18 protein-coding genes and 1 tRNA gene are annotated in these 19,181 nt (G+C 40.8%); 9 read left to right on the forward strand and 10 right to left on the reverse strand.

Going from position 1 to position 19,181, the window contains the following annotated elements:
* Nucleotides 1–155: 155 nt before the first annotated feature.
* On the reverse strand, nucleotides 156–1,274 hold the full coding sequence (locus D0T51_RS11310; protein WP_163729410.1) for a DUF362 domain-containing protein: 1,119 nt from the start codon (nucleotides 1,272–1,274) through the stop codon (nucleotides 156–158).
* 160 nt (nucleotides 1,275–1,434) lie between these two features.
* On the opposite strand from D0T51_RS11310, the gene D0T51_RS11315 reads away from it, so the two are divergent.
* Nucleotides 1,435–2,184 (forward strand): nitroreductase family protein, encoded by a 750-nt coding sequence (locus D0T51_RS11315; RefSeq protein ID WP_163729412.1) that lies wholly within the window; start codon nucleotides 1,435–1,437, stop codon nucleotides 2,182–2,184.
* A 29-nt stretch (nucleotides 2,185–2,213) separates the two neighbouring features.
* Complete coding sequence (locus D0T51_RS11320; protein ID WP_163729414.1) at nucleotides 2,214–3,851, forward strand: ABC-F family ATP-binding cassette domain-containing protein; 1,638 nt, start codon at nucleotides 2,214–2,216, stop codon at nucleotides 3,849–3,851.
* Here the strand turns inward: D0T51_RS11320 and D0T51_RS11325 are convergent.
* Nucleotides 3,848–5,317 carry a DUF3943 domain-containing protein gene (locus D0T51_RS11325; RefSeq protein ID WP_163729416.1) on the reverse strand — a complete coding sequence of 490 codons (1,470 nt, stop codon included), beginning with the start codon at nucleotides 5,315–5,317 and terminating at the stop codon, nucleotides 3,848–3,850. The two genes, D0T51_RS11320 and D0T51_RS11325, sit on opposite strands and share 4 nt — an antisense overlap.
* Before the next feature lie 155 nt (nucleotides 5,318–5,472).
* Here D0T51_RS11325 and D0T51_RS11330 point away from each other — a divergent pair, with 155 nt between their 5' ends.
* The 5 genes from D0T51_RS11330 to D0T51_RS11350 all read left to right on the forward strand — a co-directional run bounded on the left by D0T51_RS11330 (nucleotide 5,473) and on the right by D0T51_RS11350 (nucleotide 8,999).
* Complete coding sequence (locus D0T51_RS11330; protein WP_163729417.1) at nucleotides 5,473–6,084, forward strand: trimeric intracellular cation channel family protein; 612 nt, start codon at nucleotides 5,473–5,475, stop codon at nucleotides 6,082–6,084.
* Nucleotides 6,085–6,108: 24 nt separating this feature from the next.
* On the forward strand, nucleotides 6,109–7,179 hold the full coding sequence (locus D0T51_RS11335) for an asparaginase (protein WP_163729419.1): 1,071 nt from the start codon (nucleotides 6,109–6,111) through the stop codon (nucleotides 7,177–7,179).
* Between the two features lie 22 nt (nucleotides 7,180–7,201).
* Nucleotides 7,202–8,005: an MBL fold metallo-hydrolase gene (locus D0T51_RS11340; protein ID WP_163729421.1), complete on the forward strand. Its 804-nt coding sequence runs from the start codon at nucleotides 7,202–7,204 to the stop codon at nucleotides 8,003–8,005.
* Nucleotides 8,006–8,100: 95 nt separating this feature from the next.
* A tRNA-Lys gene (locus D0T51_RS11345) sits at nucleotides 8,101–8,173 on the forward strand.
* A 175-nt stretch (nucleotides 8,174–8,348) separates the two neighbouring features.
* A complete protein-coding gene (locus D0T51_RS11350) occupies nucleotides 8,349–8,999 on the forward strand; it encodes a pentapeptide repeat-containing protein (RefSeq protein ID WP_163729422.1) in 651 nt (216 codons plus the stop codon).
* Nucleotides 9,000–9,008: 9 nt separating this feature from the next.
* Here the strand turns inward: D0T51_RS11350 and D0T51_RS11355 are convergent, their stop codons facing one another.
* A complete protein-coding gene (locus tag D0T51_RS11355; protein ID WP_163729424.1) occupies nucleotides 9,009–11,273 on the reverse strand; it encodes a bifunctional (p)ppGpp synthetase/guanosine-3',5'-bis(diphosphate) 3'-pyrophosphohydrolase in 2,265 nt (754 codons plus the stop codon).
* Nucleotides 11,274–11,301: 28 nt separating this feature from the next.
* On the opposite strand from D0T51_RS11355, the gene D0T51_RS11360 reads away from it, so the two are divergent.
* Nucleotides 11,302–11,466, forward strand: a complete 165-nt coding sequence (locus D0T51_RS11360) for a hypothetical protein (protein WP_163729426.1) — start codon at nucleotides 11,302–11,304, stop codon at nucleotides 11,464–11,466.
* Nucleotides 11,467–11,522: 56 nt separating this feature from the next.
* Here D0T51_RS11360 and D0T51_RS11365 read toward each other — a convergent pair whose 3' ends face one another.
* The 3 genes from D0T51_RS11365 to D0T51_RS11375 form a co-directional block, all read right to left on the reverse strand.
* A complete protein-coding gene (locus tag D0T51_RS11365; RefSeq protein WP_163729428.1) occupies nucleotides 11,523–11,699 on the reverse strand; it encodes a histone H1 in 177 nt (58 codons plus the stop codon).
* Nucleotides 11,700–11,946: 247 nt separating this feature from the next.
* A complete protein-coding gene (locus tag D0T51_RS11370) occupies nucleotides 11,947–12,480 on the reverse strand; it encodes a hypothetical protein (RefSeq protein WP_163729440.1) in 534 nt (177 codons plus the stop codon).
* Entirely contained in the window at nucleotides 12,464–13,807 is a 1,344-nt protein-coding gene (locus D0T51_RS11375) for a DUF2130 domain-containing protein (RefSeq protein ID WP_163729430.1), read from the reverse strand. The genes D0T51_RS11370 and D0T51_RS11375 overlap by 17 nt, the downstream gene beginning before the upstream one ends.
* 207 nt (nucleotides 13,808–14,014) lie before the next feature.
* Between D0T51_RS11375 and D0T51_RS11380 the strand changes: the two genes are divergently transcribed.
* Complete coding sequence (locus tag D0T51_RS11380; RefSeq protein WP_163729432.1) at nucleotides 14,015–14,629, forward strand: hypothetical protein; 615 nt, start codon at nucleotides 14,015–14,017, stop codon at nucleotides 14,627–14,629.
* A 25-nt stretch (nucleotides 14,630–14,654) separates the two neighbouring features.
* Here D0T51_RS11380 and D0T51_RS11385 read toward each other — a convergent pair whose 3' ends face one another.
* The 4 genes from D0T51_RS11385 to D0T51_RS11400 form a co-directional block, all read right to left on the reverse strand.
* Nucleotides 14,655–15,053, reverse strand: a complete 399-nt coding sequence (locus D0T51_RS11385) for an FKBP-type peptidyl-prolyl cis-trans isomerase (protein ID WP_163729434.1) — start codon at nucleotides 15,051–15,053, stop codon at nucleotides 14,655–14,657.
* 365 nt (nucleotides 15,054–15,418) lie between these two features.
* Entirely contained in the window at nucleotides 15,419–16,678 is a 1,260-nt protein-coding gene (locus D0T51_RS11390; protein ID WP_163729436.1) for an AAA family ATPase, read from the reverse strand.
* A 3-nt stretch (nucleotides 16,679–16,681) separates the two neighbouring features.
* Entirely contained in the window at nucleotides 16,682–17,536 is an 855-nt protein-coding gene (locus D0T51_RS11395) for a hypothetical protein (RefSeq protein WP_203583380.1), read from the reverse strand.
* A gap of 41 nt (nucleotides 17,537–17,577) precedes the next feature.
* The gene (locus tag D0T51_RS11400) at nucleotides 17,578–18,744 is read right to left on the reverse strand and encodes an ATP-binding protein (protein WP_163729437.1); all 1,167 of its coding nucleotides are present in this window, start codon (nucleotides 18,742–18,744) and stop codon (nucleotides 17,578–17,580) included.
* Nucleotides 18,745–19,181 lie beyond the last annotated feature (437 nt).

Below are 19,181 nucleotides of genomic sequence, written 5' to 3' on the forward strand. Positions count from 1 at the left end.
TGTTGATAGCTATCGTTACTACTGACGATAGCTATCATCAGTAGTGACGATAGTTATCGTCAGTAGTAACGATAGCTATCAACAGTAGAATTGTCCTGCATTTTTGTGCACATAGAACTGCGTTTTTTCTTCAAAATTGCTTGAGAATGGCTTTGTCAGACGGTAATCAACTCATATTGTTGTGTACCGATACCCAGTTTTTCTGCATGTTCCAGCCCTGATTGCCAGGAAGTCTCCGGATGCAACAGGTGAAATTTATCTGTTCCCTCCATATGTTCATGTGAACAGGTATCTGTAATCCGGTTATTGGCTAAAACAGGAGCCTGTATGACCATGTCGGCACATGCCTTATCCAAGGCGACCGGGTCAAAAGAGGCAGCTATACCCAAATCCGGAACAATGGCGGCATCGTTATGATTCCAGCAATCACATTCAGGGGATACATTCATTATAAAACTGATATGAAAATGGGGTTTGTCCATTAAAACAGCATGGGTATACTCTGCTATTTTGTAATTGAGTCGTTCGGATGTATCGTCTTCACCCAATACGGCAGCGTTATATTGACAGAGGGCCACGCATTGACCGCAACCGACACATTGATCCAGATTGATGACAGCTTTGCGGTTGGCATTCAGATGCACCGCATCATGTGCGCAGTGTTTCACACAAATATTACATCCCACACAGTTCTTTTCAGTAATGACCGGTTGGGAGGCGGCGTGTAACTCTAATTTGCCACCGACACTTGCACAGCCCATACCCAGGTTCTTCAAGGCTCCACCGAATCCGGTCTGTTCATGTCCTTTGAAATGATTCACCGAAATAATAACATCTGCATCGACTATGGCAGCACCGATCTTGGCAGTAGGACAAAGCTCGCCTCCTGTTGGCACTTCCCGGTAGTCGGTTCCTTTTATACCATCACCGATTATGACGACACATTTCGCCGATAGCGTGTTAAAGCCATTCTCAATGGCACTTTGTAAATGATCCACTGCATTGGATCGACCTCCCGAGTAGAGTGTATTGCAGTCGGTAAGAAAAGGTTTGGCTCCTAATTCACGAAGCACACTTACTAACCGTGCCACATAATTGGGACGGATATAGGCCAGGTTGCCCGGTTCGCCAAAATGTAATTTGACAGCTACAAACTGATTTTTAAAGTCAATATTTTCAATACCTGCCTTTTTAATAAGGCGTTCCAGTTTTGTCAATAGGTTGCTGGAAGGAGTGGTCCGTAAATTGGTGAAGTAAACTTTTGAAATACTCATGTCTTTTAATATTTAAACAAAGGTAGATAAAAGAGCGAATACCTACAAATGGGTAGAGATTCTTTTAAGCGAAAAGAATCATAGGATTGAGGGGAAATAAATAATTAGGCGGAATAAACCGAACTCACTATCTTTGCGAAGAAATTAAAAGAAGGAAGTGATGTTATTAGAAAAGATGAAGAACCGGCGTTCTATTCGTACATATACCGATCAGGATATTCCCGAATCCCTGTTGAATGAATTGTTTGCGATCGCATCCCGCGCCTCCAATACGGGGAATATGCAGTTGTATAGTGTGATCGTCACCCGCGATCAGGCGAATAAAGAACGGCAGGCCCCTTTGCATTTCAACCAGAAGATGGTGACAGAGGCCCCGGTGGTGTTGACTTTTTGTGCCGATGCCAACCGTTTTGTGAAATGGGCGGAACAACGAAAGGCAGAAGCCGGATTCGATAACCTGCAAACCTTTCTGGCGGCTACCATCGATGCGATGTTATTCGCTCAGGCTTTCTGTGATGCAGCAGAAGCCAAAGGCTTAGGTATATGTTTCCTGGGTACTACGGCGTATAATGCGGATAAATTCATCAGCGAACTGAAACTGCCCCGTTTGGTGGTGCCTATTGTTACGGTAACTGTCGGTTATCCGGCCGAGCCGCTTCCGGTGCAATCGGAACGTCTGCCTTTGGAAGCCTTTGTGCATCAAGAGATATACGCCGATTATACACCTTTGTCTATTGATACTTTGTATAAGGCAAAAGAAGAATTGGAAGCCAATAAGGAATATGTAAAGATCAACAATAAAGAAACGTTGGCGCAGGTGTTTACCGATATCCGGTATACGAAAAAGAATAATGAATATTTCTCCGATGTATTCTTGCAGGTGTTGAAAAAGCAGGGCTTTTTGAAATAAATAAATAGAGGAAACGATTAAACAGGATTATGATATCAGTAGACGGCTTAACAGTAGAGTTTGGGGGGAGTGCCCTTTTTTCAGATATATCTTTTGTCATTAACGAAAAAGACCGGATTGCCTTAATGGGTAAAAACGGGGCCGGTAAATCGACCCTGCTCAAGATACTGGCCGGTACACGGGAGCCAACGCGTGGCAAAGTTTCTGCCCCCAAAGATACGGTAATCGCTTACCTTCCTCAACATTTAATGACGGAAGACGGACGAACGGTTTTTGAAGAAACAGCACAGGCGTTTGCCCATCTGCATGCCATGGAGGCAGAGATTGAAGCGATAAATAAAGAGTTGGAAACACGGACAGACTATGATTCTGACAGTTATTATGAGCTGATAGAACGTGTATCAACCTTAAGCGAGAAGTTCTATTCGATAGAAGAGATCAACTACGATGCGGATATTGAAAAGACATTGTTAGGCCTTGGTTTCAAACGCAGTGATTTCGACCGGCAGACAAGTTCTTTCAGTGGAGGATGGCGTATGCGTATCGAATTGGCCAAACTGCTTTTGAAGAAACCGGATGTATTGTTGTTGGATGAGCCGACCAATCACCTCGATATAGAATCGATTCAATGGCTGGAAGACTTCCTGATTGATAACGGACAGGCAGTGGTGGTTATCAGTCACGACCGGGCTTTTGTGGATCGCATTACCACCCGTACCATCGAAGTCACGATGGGACGTATTTACGATTATAAAGTGAATTACAGCAGTTACCTGCAACTGCGTAAAGAACGGCGCGAGCAACAACAAAAAGCTTTCGACGAACAGCAGAAGATGATTGCGGAGACCAAAGAGTTTATCGAACGTTTCAAAGGTACTTATTCCAAAACACTGCAGGTGCAAAGCCGTGTAAAGATGTTGGAAAAACAGGATATCCTGGAAGTGGACGAAGAAGATACATCCGCCTTACGCCTAAAGTTCCCTCCTTCCCCCCGTTCGGGTGCTTACCCGGTCATGCTGGAAGGGGTGAGTAAGAGTTATGGCGATCATACGGTTTTTCGTCAGGCGAACCTGACTATTGAAAGAGGAGACAAGATCGCTTTTGTCGGTAAGAATGGGGAAGGTAAATCGACCTTGGTCAAATGTATTATGAAAGAGATCGATCATGAGGGGACTCTCACGATCGGGCACAATGTGATGACTGCCTACTTCGCACAGAATCAGGCTTCGCTCTTGGATGAGAACTTGACGGTTTTCCAGACAATCGATGATGTGGCACAAGGAGAGATACGGAATAAGATCAAAGACTTATTGGGTGCCTTTATGTTTGGAGGTGAAAATTCGACAAAGAAAGTGAAGGTATTATCCGGAGGGGAGCGTACCCGGCTGGCGATGATCAAACTCTTATTGGAGCCGGTGAACCTCTTGATCCTGGATGAACCGACCAACCACTTGGATATGAAAACGAAAGATATCCTGAAACAAGCCTTGTTGGATTTTGACGGCACGCTCATTGTCGTATCACATGATCGTGACTTCCTGGATGGTTTGGTAACGAAAGTGTATGAATTCGGTAACCAGAAAGTCACAGAGCATCTGGAAGGAATCTACGAGTTTATGCAACGCAAGAAGATGGAGAACCTACGTGAGTTGGAACGAAAGAATTAAATACGCCAGCCGATACTTAAGGAGAGGTCATAGGTCGATGTTGTTACATTCTCGTAATACTTATACCGGGTATGACGGGAAAAATAACGGTTGGACAGAGTGATGTTCCATCTGTTCTTGAAGTAGGACAGGTGGGTGGAGAAGACGGTAAGGCGTGCGTTGCTTTTTTCACCTTGTACATTCAGCCTTTCTAAATCAATGGTGCTGAAATCCAGATCCGGATCATACCCTTTCCAGGTGAAGATATGGTAATTCTCCATGTTTAAGGCGAAGTTCCATTTCTTTTTGTAGGTAAGGCCGGTAAAGCCTTTGATGCTGTAACCACTTCCCAGGTTGTAGTCGCGCTCTTCTAATTTCAGATAATCGGAGATGCTGGCTCCTAAAGCGACTCCATTTAGATAGAATTCGGCATAGATATCGATAGGATCTGCAGCAGAAGATTCTTTGTTATAGAGCAGACCTCCTCCGATAGCTGCCGCTTCAGAAATGCGGTAGGGGGCCACTGTATTCTCGCTATTGCTTCTTAGTTCGGAGTCGTAATAATCAAAATGTTGAAAGACACCGGTTGTTAACTTTCTATTCCCTTTCTCCCAAACCTGCTTTCCCCATAAGGCACCGATGGCACTCACCTGGCTGATTAAGGGTTGGGAGGAGAAAAGATCTACGCCTACCTGTAATTTGAACCATTCGTAAGGAGAATAGAAATCGTCTCCGAACGGGGTTCCATAGGCCAGGTTGAAATTTACGTTCATACTGGTCGTGCCGTGTTTGGACTGTTCCTGCTCTGCCAAAAAACGAGGACCTACATTTACAATGAAATTAATCGGAACGGAAGGGAAGGTACGTCCTTTATGGGATCTGTATCTCCAGGCATCTCCGGTTACCAGACGGTTGACAGCCCGAACGGGAGAGAGGATGCCGGAGAGGATCTCGCGCCCAATCCGTTCGGGGCCGGAGGTACGGTCGTCGAGAAAGATATCAGATAGACGAAACAGTATTTCCCCTAATTCGACACCTCCAAATGTCGTGGCAAACATATCGTTGATGGAGGGTGGTTCTGCCTCCATGAAGAACTCCCACATCAAGCTTCCTCCGGCAGTATAGGGTATAGACTGCCAAAAACTCAATCCATTACTGCGTGCCGCATTAAAATATAAAGAGCCGTGATAGGGGTGGGAGATGAGGTTTGTAGTAAACTTATCCGTGTCCCATATAGGTCCTGTTTGGAAGTTATCCTTGATTGTATGTCCGTTTATTTTCGCAAAATCCACTTGGGAGATATAGCGGTTGAATCCCCAGACAACCATATTCACCGTAAAAGTCTCTGCCCCTGCAAGCCAGGGGCGGCGGGGGATAACGTAGGTTGAGTCGCTGAAATATTTCCGGGGAACTGTCTGCGGAAAATACTGCCCCCATGTGAATTGCGTCAGAAGCAGAAGTATAGTTCCTACTGCTATTTTCTTCATTTTATGCCTATTACTTTTTACCTAAATCTTATTCGTATTTACAAACGTATGAATATATAACTGGATAGGATTGGTTTGGTTTAAATAATTATTAGGTATTCTTTCTAAAAAGAGCAAAATTTCAAACTATTCCGTACTTTTGCAGAAAAAACAAAATGATAGATTTTATCACCTTTTGCAACTATGCCGGAACCTTTGCGTTTGCAATTAGTGGTATCCGGTTAGCTTCTGCGAAACAATTTGATTGGTTTGGCGCCTATGTCGTGGGCCTTGTTACGGCAATCGGAGGCGGTACGGTACGTGATATTTTTCTGAATGCCACGCCTTTTTGGATGGAGGAGGCTGCTTATCTGGTTGTATCCGGCCTGGCTTTATTGTTTGTTATCACTTTTCGGAAATACGTTATCAAACTCAATAATACCTTCTTCATCTTTGATGCTATCGGTTTAGGATTATTTGTGGTAACAGGTATTTATAAAACCCTGGGATTTGGTTATCCGATGTGGGTGGCTATTGTGATGGGGACCATTACCGGATCAGTAGGTGGTATCCTGCGGGATATTCTGATCAATGAAGAACCTCTGATCTTTAGAAAGGATATTTACGCACTGACCTGTGTGTTGGGGGGCGTGGTTTATTATTTTTGTGTGAAAATGTCTATGACAATGACACTTACGCAGATCGTGACGGCTGTGAGTGTGTTGGTGGCTCGTTTGATTGCGGTGAAATTTCATTTAAGTGTCCCTGTCTTAAAAGGGGATGAGTAGAATAAATTATTAACTTTGTGCGTTATGACTGTACATGAGAACGATCAGCAGGAAAAAGCGTCCATTTTGCTTATTTACACAGGGGGAACCATCGGAATGATGGAGAACCCTGAAACAGGCGTTTTAGAACCATTCAATTTTCAACACTTAAAGGATAATGTGCCTGAATTGAAAAAATTAGGTTATGCAGTCTCCTCTATTCAATTTAATCCTCCTGTGGATTCTTCAGAGATGGGGCCGGAGTCCTGGAAGAAGCTGGTAGAGATTATTGCTGAAAATTATTCTTTGTATGATGGTTTTGTTATTCTGCATGGTACGGATACGATGTCTTATACAGCCTCGGCATTGAGTTTTATGCTTGAGAACCTCAGTAAGCCGGTTATTCTTACGGGGTCGCAATTGCCTATCGGTATGTTGCGGACGGATGGAAAAGAAAACCTGATAACTGCCATAGAGATAGCAGCCGCCAAAGAAAATGGACAACCGCTTATTCCGGAAGTATGTGTCTTCTTTGAAAATAATTTATTACGCGGAAACAGAACCAGCAAAGTCAGTGCCGATAACTTCAATGCCTTCCGATCCTATAATTACCCGGCATTAGCACATGCCGGTATTCATATGAAGTATGATCTGGCACAGATTTATCATCCGGTATCACGCAAACCTTTGAAGCCACATTATTTGTTGGATGAGAACATTGCGATACTTAAATTGTTTCCGGGTGTATCCCCTTTGGTGATTGAAAGCATATTGAGTATACCGAACCTCAAGGGCGTGGTGATGGAAACCTACGGAAGCGGAAATGCCCCACGGCATGATTGGTTTCTGAAGATGTTGAGAAAAGCAGTGGACAGAGGAGTCGTGATCGTAAATATAAGTCAGTGTATGGCCGGTACCGTAGAAATGTACCGGTATGAAACCGGACATAAATTATTGGAAGCAGGCGTTATCAGCGGATACGATAGCACGACAGAAAGTGCAGTTACCAAGTTGATGTTCCTCTTTGGCCACGGAATGAATCCGGAAGAGGTCAAAGAACATATGAACTGTTCGCTTATTGGAGAAATAACACTTCCGGAGAACTATCGCCAGTGAGCGGATTGAAAAGATAAAAAAGATGAAACTAACGTTTATAAGCCTGGCTAGCGGAAGCAGTGGTAATTGTTATTACCTGGGCACTTCTGAATATGGCATACTGATTGATGCCGGCATCGGCATTCGGACAATAAAGAAAGCATTAAAAGATTTCGGCATTGACTTTTCCCGTATTATCGCCGTACTTATTACCCATGATCATGCCGATCATATAAAGACTGTAGGTTGCCTGGGAGAGAGGTGCGGTATACCCGTGTATGCAACCCAGGGTGTCCATCAGGGCATTGAACGCAGCCGGTATGTGGAAGAAACATTATATTCTTCCCGCAAAATCATAGACAAAGAATCTCCTTTTCTTATACGTGACTTTAAAATCACGGCCTTCGAAGTGCCTCACGATAGTACGGACAATGTAGGCTATCATATCGAATACAATACGCATCGTTTCACTTTTGCCACGGACGTAGGACATATTACCGAAACGGTAAGTAAATATATGTCTATGGCCCATCATCTCATTATCGAAGCAAATTATGATGAAGAGATGCTTCGGTTCGGTTCTTATCCCTCTTTCCTGAAAGAACGTGTGGCCAGTCCGACCGGTCACCTCAGTAACCGGGAAGCGGCCGATTTTTTGGCAACACATTATCATCCTGAGCTTAAAAACATATGGCTTTGTCACCTCAGTAAGGATAATAACCATCCTGAGTTAGCTTATAAAACGGTAGATATCCGCTTGTTTCAAGAAGGTATACGCGTTGGAAAAGATGTTACACTGACAGCCTTGAAGCGAAACACTCCTTCCGATGTTTTTGAAATTGATTGACAAACGACTGAATTAGACAGAAAAAATAAACAAAAAAATTTGTGCTAAACAATTAAACCCCTATCTTTGCACCCGCAATCGTCTAACGAATGCATGACTTGGTAGCTCAGCTGGTAGAGCAATTGACTCTTAATCAATGGGTCGTGGGTTCGAGCCCCACCCAGGTCACACGGAAAGCCGCTTTTTAGCGGCTTTTGTTGTTTTAAGACACTTCGCTGAAGGGCTTTGTTCGAAGCTCCGGGTCATCCCCAGAAAAGTTGTGAAGTTGAGAGTTGGGTCACGAAAATAAAGTTTATTCCTGTATCTTTGTCAAACGTTTAATAGAAATTATAGCTTGAATCCGATGATAAAATTAGTGGCTCCCCGTCTTGTAAATAAACTGAATGAAGGTGTAGACCTGGCCGATGCACTCAAAAAGAAGAACCATGAAATTATTGAATGTGCCTTTAAAAATCTTTTCGTTGAGGGGATTATAAATGAAAAGCTATATGTCTACTCCTGCCTCTTTTCTGCGATCAGTTGGAGTGATTGTAAATTGACGAAGATACAGTGCAATGATGTGGTTTTTAATAACTGTGATCTTTCTAATATCCATTTTACGGGTAGTAGTTTCTCTCGTGTTGAGTTTAATGGATGTAAATTGACAGGGACAAACTTTTCGGACGCCTCGTTGAACCAGGTTTTATTTAAAGAATGCCAGGCAGAATATGTCAACCTGTCTGCCAGCAAACAACGGGATGTACAATATACAGGGTGTAACCTGCGCGGTGCCGCCTTGGATAGTTGCTCGTTTCACCATGTTGCCTTTCATCAGTGTCATTTGATGGAAGCGGAGTTCTATAACACACCGTTAAAAGGGGTTGACCTGACAGACTCTGAGATTGCCGGTATGCGCATAAGCCCCGTTTTGAGTCCCGAATTGCGTGGACTTACAGTCACATCCCTGCAAGCATTAGACCTGGCCCGCCTATTGGGGCTCTCAGTCAAAGACTAAATACCGGGTTTATTCCGCAATACGACCGACGGATTTAACGTTTTTGATTTTGGAAAGGTTTACACACATGCGTTGAATATCTTCTACGTCGTGTACTTTCATCTTTATTTTTCCTTCGAACATACCATCTTTTACATCAATGAACAAACGTTGAATGTTGACATTGAATTCTGAGATGGTTTTAGAAATCTCGGTCAAGACTCCGATCGAGTCAATACCTTTTATTTCCAGGGTAGCATCAAAAGAGGCTGTCTCGTGGCTGCTCCATTGGGTGTTGAGGATACGTTCGCCGAAACTGCTTTTCAGTCGCATCGCTATCGGGCAGGCACGTTTGTGTACAATCACATTCCCATCATCGTTGATAAAGCCCAAGGCATCATCTCCGGGGATCGGTTTGCAACAATCGGCAATGACATAGTTATGTACAAAATCAGCTTCCCGCAGAATATAAGGTTTCGATTTGTCATAAGTCGGCTTTTTACTGTCGCCATTCTCTTTTTTATCTTTCAGTTCTTTCTGACTTTCTTTTTTGTTTTTGTTGCCAACCTTAAATGCCTGTTTTACATATTTAAATAAGCCGTTATCCGTTTTTTCTTTCAGGATTTTCTTTATGTTTTCCGGCAATACGACATCCGCTTTTTCTACCGCATAATAGAATTCCTCTCTTTGTGGGAAACCAAAATACATGGATAATTTGTCCAGATTGGACGTGTTGACCTCTATTTCTCCTTTTTTTAATGCAGCCAACACCTTTTCTTCTCCTTGTTTGGCAACCTCTTTTCTCGCCTTTTTCAAGACGGCATCTATCTTAGAACGTGCCCGTGCTGTTGTCACGTAGTTGAGCCATTCCGGTTGAGGCCCTTGCGACCGGGAGGTTAATATCTCTATTTGGTCTCCGCTTTTTAAAGGATGGCTGAGGGGAACCAATCTATGGTTTACTTTGGCTCCGATACAGCTATTGCCAATGTCGGTATGCAGTGCATAGGCAAAGTCCAAAGCGGTAGCTCCTTGTGGCAACGTCTTCATATCCCCTTTGGGGGTGAATACGAATATTTCCGAAGAGTATAGGTTTAATTTGATCGTATCCAGAAAATCCAATGCATTCGGATCGGGACTTTCCAATATTTCGGTAATGGTTTGTAACCATTTTTCTAACTCAGCATCCTCTTCGACACTGTTTTCTTTGTATTTCCAATGAGCGGCAAATCCTTTTTCGGCGATTTCGTTCATCCGTTGACTGCGGATTTGTATTTCTACCCATTCCCCGTCCGGTCCCATGACGGTGAGGTGCAAAGCTTGGTATCCATTGGCTTTGGGGCGGCTCACCCAGTCGCGGATGCGATCCGGAAGGATTTTATAAATATCGGTAATAGCCGAATAAATATCCCAGCACTGATTCTTTTCATCTACCCCGGGAAGTGGGTCAAAGATGATCCGCACAGCATAGATATCATAGATGTCATCAAAAGACACTCTTTTGCTCTCCATCTTATTCCAGATGGAATAGACGGATTTCACCCTGGAATTCATCTCATAATGCAACCCCATGGATTCGAGTTTTTTGTCTACCGGCTCCCGGAAACGCTGGAAGAGTTTGTTGCGTACCCCCTCGGATGCACGTAATTTTTCATTGATAGAGTCGTACTCCTGGGGATGCTCGTATTTGAAACTCAAATCTTCCAGTTCGGTCTTTATAGTGAATAAGCCTAACCGATGTGCCAAAGGGGCGTACAGATAAAGTGTTTCGCCGGCGATCTTGTATTGTTTGGCCGGAAGCATAGACCCTAAGGTGCGCATATTGTGCAGGCGGTCGGCAATCTTTATCAGGATCACCCGGATATCATCACTCATGGTCAGGAGCAGTTTGCGGAAGTTTTCTGCCTGGGCAGAAGCCTGGTCGCCGAATATGCCTCCCGATATTTTCGTCAGTCCGTCAACGATCTGGGCGATCTTGGGACCAAACATATCCTTTATGTCTTCAACTGTATACTCGGTATCTTCCACCACATCATGTAATAAGGCGGAGCAAATGGAGGTCGATCCCAGACCCATCTCCCCACAAACAATGCGAGCCACGGCAAGGGGGTGCATGATATAAGGCTCACCGGAACGTCGTTTGGCTCCTTTGTGTGCCTCGTTGGCAAAGTGAAAAGCCTTTGTGATGCGTTCCACTTTCCGCCGGTGGTTCGAATGTAAGTAATCATTTAAAAGGGCATCGAATTCGGCTTGTATCATTGCTTCACCCGATGTTTTTGCGTCTTGTATATCAGTCATAGTAGATGAATCTTCAGATTAAAAAAGAATGAAGACAAATATAGATAATTATTCGGGAACCACGGATGTATTACTGTCTAAAATACATGCCTTCTCCCTGCGTATGTATGTGTTTCTTTTTGCAAAAAAAAACGGATGTCAGATAAGGGGGAAAGGAGCAAATGGGAGAGAGAAAATGTTCTTTGCTAAATGATAAAAGGGCAAAAAAAAGATTCCATCGAATGAGCGAGGGAATCTTCTTTTGGGAATTTACTGTTTTGAATGATCCAGAGATTTTTTTCTGAATTCTTTCAACATTTTTTCAAGTTCCAAAGATGCTTTACGAGCACGAGTTCCAGCTGCTTTGTTTCCTTTTTCTACTTGAAGAGCTGCATCTTTTTCAAAAGCATCAAAGCTTTCTTTGATTTTACCTACTAAGTTTTCCATTTTCAAATGATATTTAATTAAATAATTTGTGTTGACCGTTGGTTACGGCTTGTTTAAAACAAGGCAAAGATACTTTATTTTTTAAATTATCACCTTTCTGACAGCATGAGAATGGCGTTTTGGAGTGAAATTTCATCCATTTTTACCCGGAAATTTTATCTTGCGAAGGCCAAAGGTTGTAATGGCTAAAAAAAAGATTGAAAAAATGAATGTTGCGACAAATGTGTTTCTGTCTTTTTTGATTCTATCAATTCCTCCGTTTCTTTTTCTTCCCTATCTCTTTTAATATATTCCTGCGGGTTGCCCGGGTGGCAGGGGAGAGGAAGTCGGTTTCCATCAGTTCGAAGGTCGTTTGTACTTCTTGTAACAATTCCGGAATCGGACGACAGAGGGCATACACCAGCTTCATGCAGAGTGCCTGTATACCGGATGGCTCCTCCCCGGATATCATATGTTTGAGGCAAAAGTCCAGAAAATCTACCCGGGGCGGATTGGATAAAGGCTGTTTAAGCAACAGGCTCAATAATAAACGGCGTTTGCCCGCATGCTTGCACTGCATTGCCTGGTCGATCAGTTCGTCTTGTTTATCAAACAACCACCTGTTCTCCTGCCGGTTGAGATGGGTAAGAACCCATAAGACCTGGTAAGAGAGCTTCTCTTCTTCATGAAACGCCAATGCGTATAATTCCTGTTTCCTTTTCGCATTCCCTTCCACATACAGAAGAATCTCTTGAATGTCTTCCATATGAATACGGCCGGTGAGTTTATTGGAAAGGTTCATTCTCTTCATCAATCTCTGGGTTTTGCGCTCTGGCTTCTTCGAATTTGGCTTTCATCGTCGGATTACCACGGGTTAACTTTTTGATTGTAAGGTTCTCTGCTTTGTCATTGGCCAGGCGGAGATTATTTTCTGAGCCCAGGAGAGCCGTTTTTATCTTCTGTAAATGGTCTATCGATTTATCTATCTCGGCAATGGCTGTCTGGAATTTCTCACTGGCCAAGCGATAGTTGTTGGCGAACTTATCCTTGAAGTCAGTCAATTGTTTTTCAAAGTTAGTCACATCAACCGACTGGCTTTGTGCCTCTATCAGTGCTTTTTTATAGGCCAGGCTTTTTTTGGAAGTATGTACCAAAAGCGTGATCAAAGGCATAAAGAATTGCGGACGGATCACATACATCTTCGGATATTTATGCGATACGTCTACGATGCCGGTATTGTATAACTCGTTATCCGGTTCAAGGAGTGACACCAAGACGGCAAATTCGCAATTTTTGGCTGTTCGGTCCTCATCCAATTTTTTCAGGAAATCCTCATTTTTATGCTTGGTAGCCGTTGTGTCCATTTCGTTTTTCATCTCAAACATGATAGACAAATACTCCGTTCCCTCTTCCGAGTCGCGGAAAATGAAATCGCCCTTGCTGCCTCCCGAGGCATCGTTGTCTTTCTCGAAGTAAGCATTCGGGAAGAGGGGGCGCATCCGATTGAACTCCGTGTTGCAATGTATCTCCAGCGTTTCCCCCACCATCTTAGTCGACATCCGCGATTTCATATCCTTATAATAATCCACCTGTTCTTGCTTCTGTTTGAGCTCCGACTCATATTTCTCCTTTAGGCTGTTCTGTCGTTCTATGGCACTGTTTTGCTCTATGATAACTTTGTTTTTCAGCTCGGCAATCAGAGATTCTTTGGCTTTTAATATTTCTTGTGCTTTCCCCTGTTCTTTCAATACGGCAATCTCAATATTGCTTTCTTTCTGCTCGATGGACGATTTGAGTTGGGCGATCTCCTGCTCTTTTTTTGCCAATAGTTCGGTGTACTCCAGTTGTTTGGCTTGGGCAATGGCGTTCAACTGCTCCGTAAGACGGGCAATCTCTGTCTCCTTTTTATTCAGTTCCGAATCTTTGGAAGAAAGCTTGGTCTGAAAACTCTGCTCGGCTTTCAATACCTTCGATTCCTGTTCGGCTATATGCTGTTTATACAATTCCTGTAACCGTCGATCCACCTCAGCCTGAAACTCCGTATTCTTCACCTGGTTCACAATCGAAGCATAATCCGCTTCATCCACAGTAAACACACTCTTACACTTGGGACACTTAAGCTCTTTCATCTTTTTAAATAATAAACGTATACAAATATAGTATTTTTTTACTATCTTTATGCTGAGAGAATTTGACTGTCGACGGTCGTCGGCAGTACTGTTGATAGTTATCGACAGTACTGCTCACAATTATCAACAGTACTGTCGATAGCTATGGACAGTCAGATTGTCTACTGAAACTTGACTATTTATTAACTATGAAAATAGAATACAACTATGAAGATTCGATTTGGAGTCTATGAAACTCCCCAACCGGATAACTCCGGACGCCCTCCCCGGCTGCATGCCCGGGTAATCAGTAAAGGTACGATGCGTATGGACGATTTATGTGCGGAACTGCGCGATTTAGGGGTCAACTCAGCGCAAATCAAAGCGGTGCTCGACGCGGCCGGAAAGTTTATCGGCAAGTCGCTCACAAACGGCTATCATGTGGAACTGGAGGAAATTGGTACCTTCTCCCTTTCTTTACGAAGCAATCAGGTAGAAGAAATACAAGATGACTCCGGAGAAGAAGAATACCCGGAAGGCATATTGACGCAGGTCGCAATCGACCGCATCAATTTTCGGGGAAACCCCAAACTCTTGAAGCATATACGTCAGTCGGCTAGTCTGGAAAAGGTGTCAACTCCTCTTTTCAGTGCATCGTTGAAAAAACGGAAGGCTCGTATGCTCAGTTATTTACAGGAACAAGGGTATATCAGTGGCCTCAAATATGCCGAGATCAACAACTGCTCTCGTTACCAAAGCAAAAAAGACCTATCCGGTTTCGAAGCCGAAGGTCTTATTCAAGCCAAAGGAAAAGGAAGCCACCGGGTCTATGTGTTGGGGTGATCTATTTATATATATTGCTAAGGTGTTATATTATTCCAAGCAGCTCTATCTCGAATATAAGTGTTGATCCTCCGGGTATACCGGGCTGTGAGAATTTACCGTATCCCATTTCGGCTGGAATATATAACTCCCATTTATCCCCAACACACATCTGTTGCATCGCAATAATCCACCCTTCAATCAGTTCGTTCAAGCGGAATGCTATTGGCGTACCACCCCGGCTACTGTCAAACTTTTTGCCATGAATAGTCCATCCTGTATAGTGGGCGGTAATAATACTTCTCGGAGTCGGATGGTTTCCGTCATTTTTCCCTTCGTTTATTACCTTGTAATATATCCCTTTCGGAAGAGCTTTGACTCCTTCTTCCTTTGATTTTGTTTCCAGCCAGTCTCTATTGGCTTGTATGTAATCTCGTTTACTCATAATGGTTTACATTAAATATTATTGTTTCGTATTTTCTCCGATTCTGATAAATCAAACAAGGCATTTGAAGCTATTGCCATGACTCGTTTACTATCGATCTTATATGCCATAATTATATACTAGAAATATCTTACCGCTTTAACATCTCTACCTAATAATTCTGATATTTATTGACGGTTAAGCTATGTTGTGTTTACTTTTTATACATTATATGAATCATCGTTGGTTATCAATAATTTACATTTGATTGGGTGTATTATTGGTGTACTATTTGTTTTTGTAATCAGAAGAGGAAATACCATTGTTGATATACGTGGTAATTTTGCCTGTTATTTCACTTAGTAAATCCATAAAACGACTTATAATTACTTAAATATATTAAGTAATCTTTTTACATAGCTATATTTCACCTTTCCATCCTCAATTATCTCATAATCTTGATATTGCTGTTTTAAGATATAGTCAACAAAAACACGTTTTATTTTTTTATTTAAATCTCTCATATTATTAAACTTGCTGACATCGATTTGAACTAAAAAATAGTCAAGTAGGTTTTGAGGTAATTGAGGCGCGAATGTAAGATTGTATTTTCTTATTATATCATTTAAACGAAACTCGACAAATTTTAATTTGTCTTCATTGTATAGTAACGTAAACAAGCCTTTGTAATCAAAACGAGATCTTAGTTCAGGAGAAATTTTATGAGTAAAATCTTCCTTACTTATATTTGATGTAAAAACTATAATAAAACCATTCAGATCAATTTCATCAGCAAGAGAACTTATTATCTTCCCACTTTCAAGAACGTCTAAAAAATAATTAAAAAGAGTAGCATTCGACTTCTCAAACTCATCAATTAAAATTATACCAACATCGCTATCCCTTACCCTAATGAAAATTTCACCATCATCACTTCCGATATATCCTCTTGCACTTCCAATTAGAGAGCTTAATGAGAATTCGCTACTATAATTGCCAAAGTTAACCTTTGCTAATTTCTTTTTACCTCCTAAGCATTTGTATATAGTTCGAGCAACCTCTGTTTTCCCAACCCCAGACTCTCCCATAAGGAACAGAGACAATATCTTATGTTCTCCAAGACGATTAAAAATTTTAAAATTGTTTACCAATTCGGTAAATTCATCTTTGAATTTTTCATGTCCATACAAATGCTGCCTGAATTCAGAGAAGAAAACGTCTAATTCATCATCGTCTAAATCTATAATTTTTTTATGTTTCTTCGAAGGTAAAAGTGATTGCTGTGATTTTTCTTTACTCTGTTTTTCAAGTTTCTCGCTAAATTCAACGTCATTAAAACATATAAAACAATACCTTAACTCATACCGAAGAAGTTCTTCATATCTTTTATCTGCAATGAAAATAGCTTCAAATTGATGAAATTTATCCAAAAGCTGTTCTGCGAGAGATTGAATCTCTTTATAGCCTGAGGCTAGTGCAGAGATATCAATAATTGTTGTTGTAAAGTCAAAATTATCAAATAATTCACTATTCCCTATGTCTTTCAGATAATCACTTATACTAACAATGGCATATCCTTCTGACTGTTTTAGTTCTTTATAATCATAAAAATCATCTTTCTCAAAAAAAAGTAGCTCTTTCTTCATATGTCAAGGCTTGATATTCACATTTTGAACTATTGCGAGTAAATCAACATAGTGATAATCTTTCCCATCACCAGAACTAATAAAATAATTTATAGAATCATTAGTCTCTTTAGGATATTGACTCTCTTGTATCTCATCATCTTCAGTATTCATATTTTTTAAACTATTAAAATTTTGGAGATTACCTATTTCTTGAAAGAACTGAAATGAATTTTTTAAATCATCAATTTTGATTCTACCCTTATAAAGTCCTAAAATTGAAACTTTCCCAACAAATAAATCATCAACATTGTAAGAGCTCTCAAATTCATTTTCAAATGTTAGCGGAATTTTTATCAATAATTCTTCTGATCTTTCAGCAACTTTACCTTTTATTTTATAAGCGTAATCTTTAAACATTGAGTTAAAAAGATTTGTAATATCGAATCCGTTTGCTCCGGGTAAAGCCATATCTTTAAATGCACCACTTGTGAAAAGTTTTATTGTTCTTAATTCTGCCTCATTCTCAAGCGATAAATCAACATTATCTAGCATTATAAGTTCCCCCTCATTGATCCCTTCAAATGATACTATTTTATTACTTTTTTCAACAACTTCATTTAAAATAACTGATTTGGTTGTTTTTATCTCAAAGGTCTCTAATACTTTTTTAGAATCAGATCCTTTTGTTTTTCCTCCTCCTTCTACTCCAGTATTAAAGAAATCAAATAATTTAAAACCAATTCTAGCTTTAAAATCGTCCTCTGTCTCGTTACTATTTCCTTTAGTAACTTCCTTTGCCTTTGAAATAATATTACTAATCATCATTTTTATTTCATAAACCTTGGGAAAATTGATGTAATAAATATTAAATATCATCTTTTATGTTTTTTGAAATTATTTTTTTTATTTTCAACTCATTAATAACTCATTCCAAATTGCCACAATGGAATGACATTCAGATATCCGCTCTCTATATCATCTTTTACAATATATCCATTCTCAATCTCCTTAATTTGCTTCTGTCCCTTGTTCTTACCTCCAACTTCAAAGGTTTTATCATCGATCAAAAAGTCAGCAACGGGCGATGCGAATACGTCATGTTCTACTCGCATTTGATTTAAGAAGAATGTTTCCCTAATATTTCCGATATTGGATGTATCTTCGGCAAGATTGTAAATAAAATTAGTATTGTCCAAATATATTTTATCGACTTTTCCTAATCCTCGAACACCACCTGTATTATCTCTTAATTGGGCTATCATGCCCGCTTCCTCAATATACAGACAATAGTCTGCGATATTGTTCCGACTCGCAGATAACATTTCTGCTATCTTACTCATATTAGGTTTAAATGGTGCGCTCTTAGATATAATGGCAAGTAATTGCTTTAGTTTTCGTCCGGTCGCTACATTCATATCAGCATACATCGGAATATCATTTTCTAACGTTTGGTTGATAATCTGTCCTAAACGTAATCCGAAATCTTCTTCCAAGGCAAACGGATAATAGCCAGTTCTTAAATACTCAGAGAAAAGAGGTAGTGGGTGTTGTACAGGCAATTCAACTTTGTGCTGCAATATTTCCTCTAGAGAGTAGGTTCTTGCGGAAATACCATGAAACAATTGTAAATACTCTCGGAAAGACAACCCTTGCATGTTATATATAACTGCCCTACGGCTTAAATCCGAAGCACCTTTTTTTATATCCAGAACCGAAGAGCCAGTAAATACCACATTCAAATCTTTGTGATAGTCATAAATCAACTTTAATTCCTTTGCCCAATCTTTGTATTTATGGATCTCGTCTATAAAAAGGTACTTACCACCATGCTTAACAAAAGTATCAGCCAAATCGACAAATTTGTTATCAACAAAATAAAAGTCTTCTGCCGTTACATAAAGCGTTTCGGCTGGATTGAGATTTTGCTTGATATATTGCAAGACTAATGTTGTCTTACCAACACCACGAGGTCCAATAAGGCCTATCATCCTGCTTTTCCAATTTATTTCATCGTACATATATCGAAGAAACTTCGTGTCAGTTTCTTTTATCAGCCTATTGGAATATTCAAATAACTTATCCATACTTCTTCCTTTTTTGCAAAGATAATCATTTTTGCACTCCGATAGTGCGTTTTATTTTATTTTTCGCACTTTTAAAGAGCATTTATTGATTTGAGGATAGAATTACCTATATCTTTCCTATAGCTTTACGTCTATTTTCCAAAGCGATATATTCCATTCTCTCAAAGGTTGAAACCTTGTTCGATTTCATTATCACTATTTACTACTGATGCGTTAATATTTTAATTTTTACTCTAACGAGTTGATATCGACGTGTTTGCAAGGTTTTTATGTTTTTTGATTTGAAATGAAAAACGCAACAAAAAAGCTCTCAGAATAGTGTAATTCAACGATTCTATTTTTTAACGCATCAGTACTAATCTGACTTCATTAAACGCCGCTATACGTGTCGCATTGGAAGTGCATAACAATACACCATTCTCCGGCCGTGATTATAG

This window comes from Parabacteroides sp. 52 (assembly GCF_010500925.1).
Lineage (GTDB): Bacteria > Bacteroidota > Bacteroidia > Bacteroidales > Tannerellaceae > QVMG01.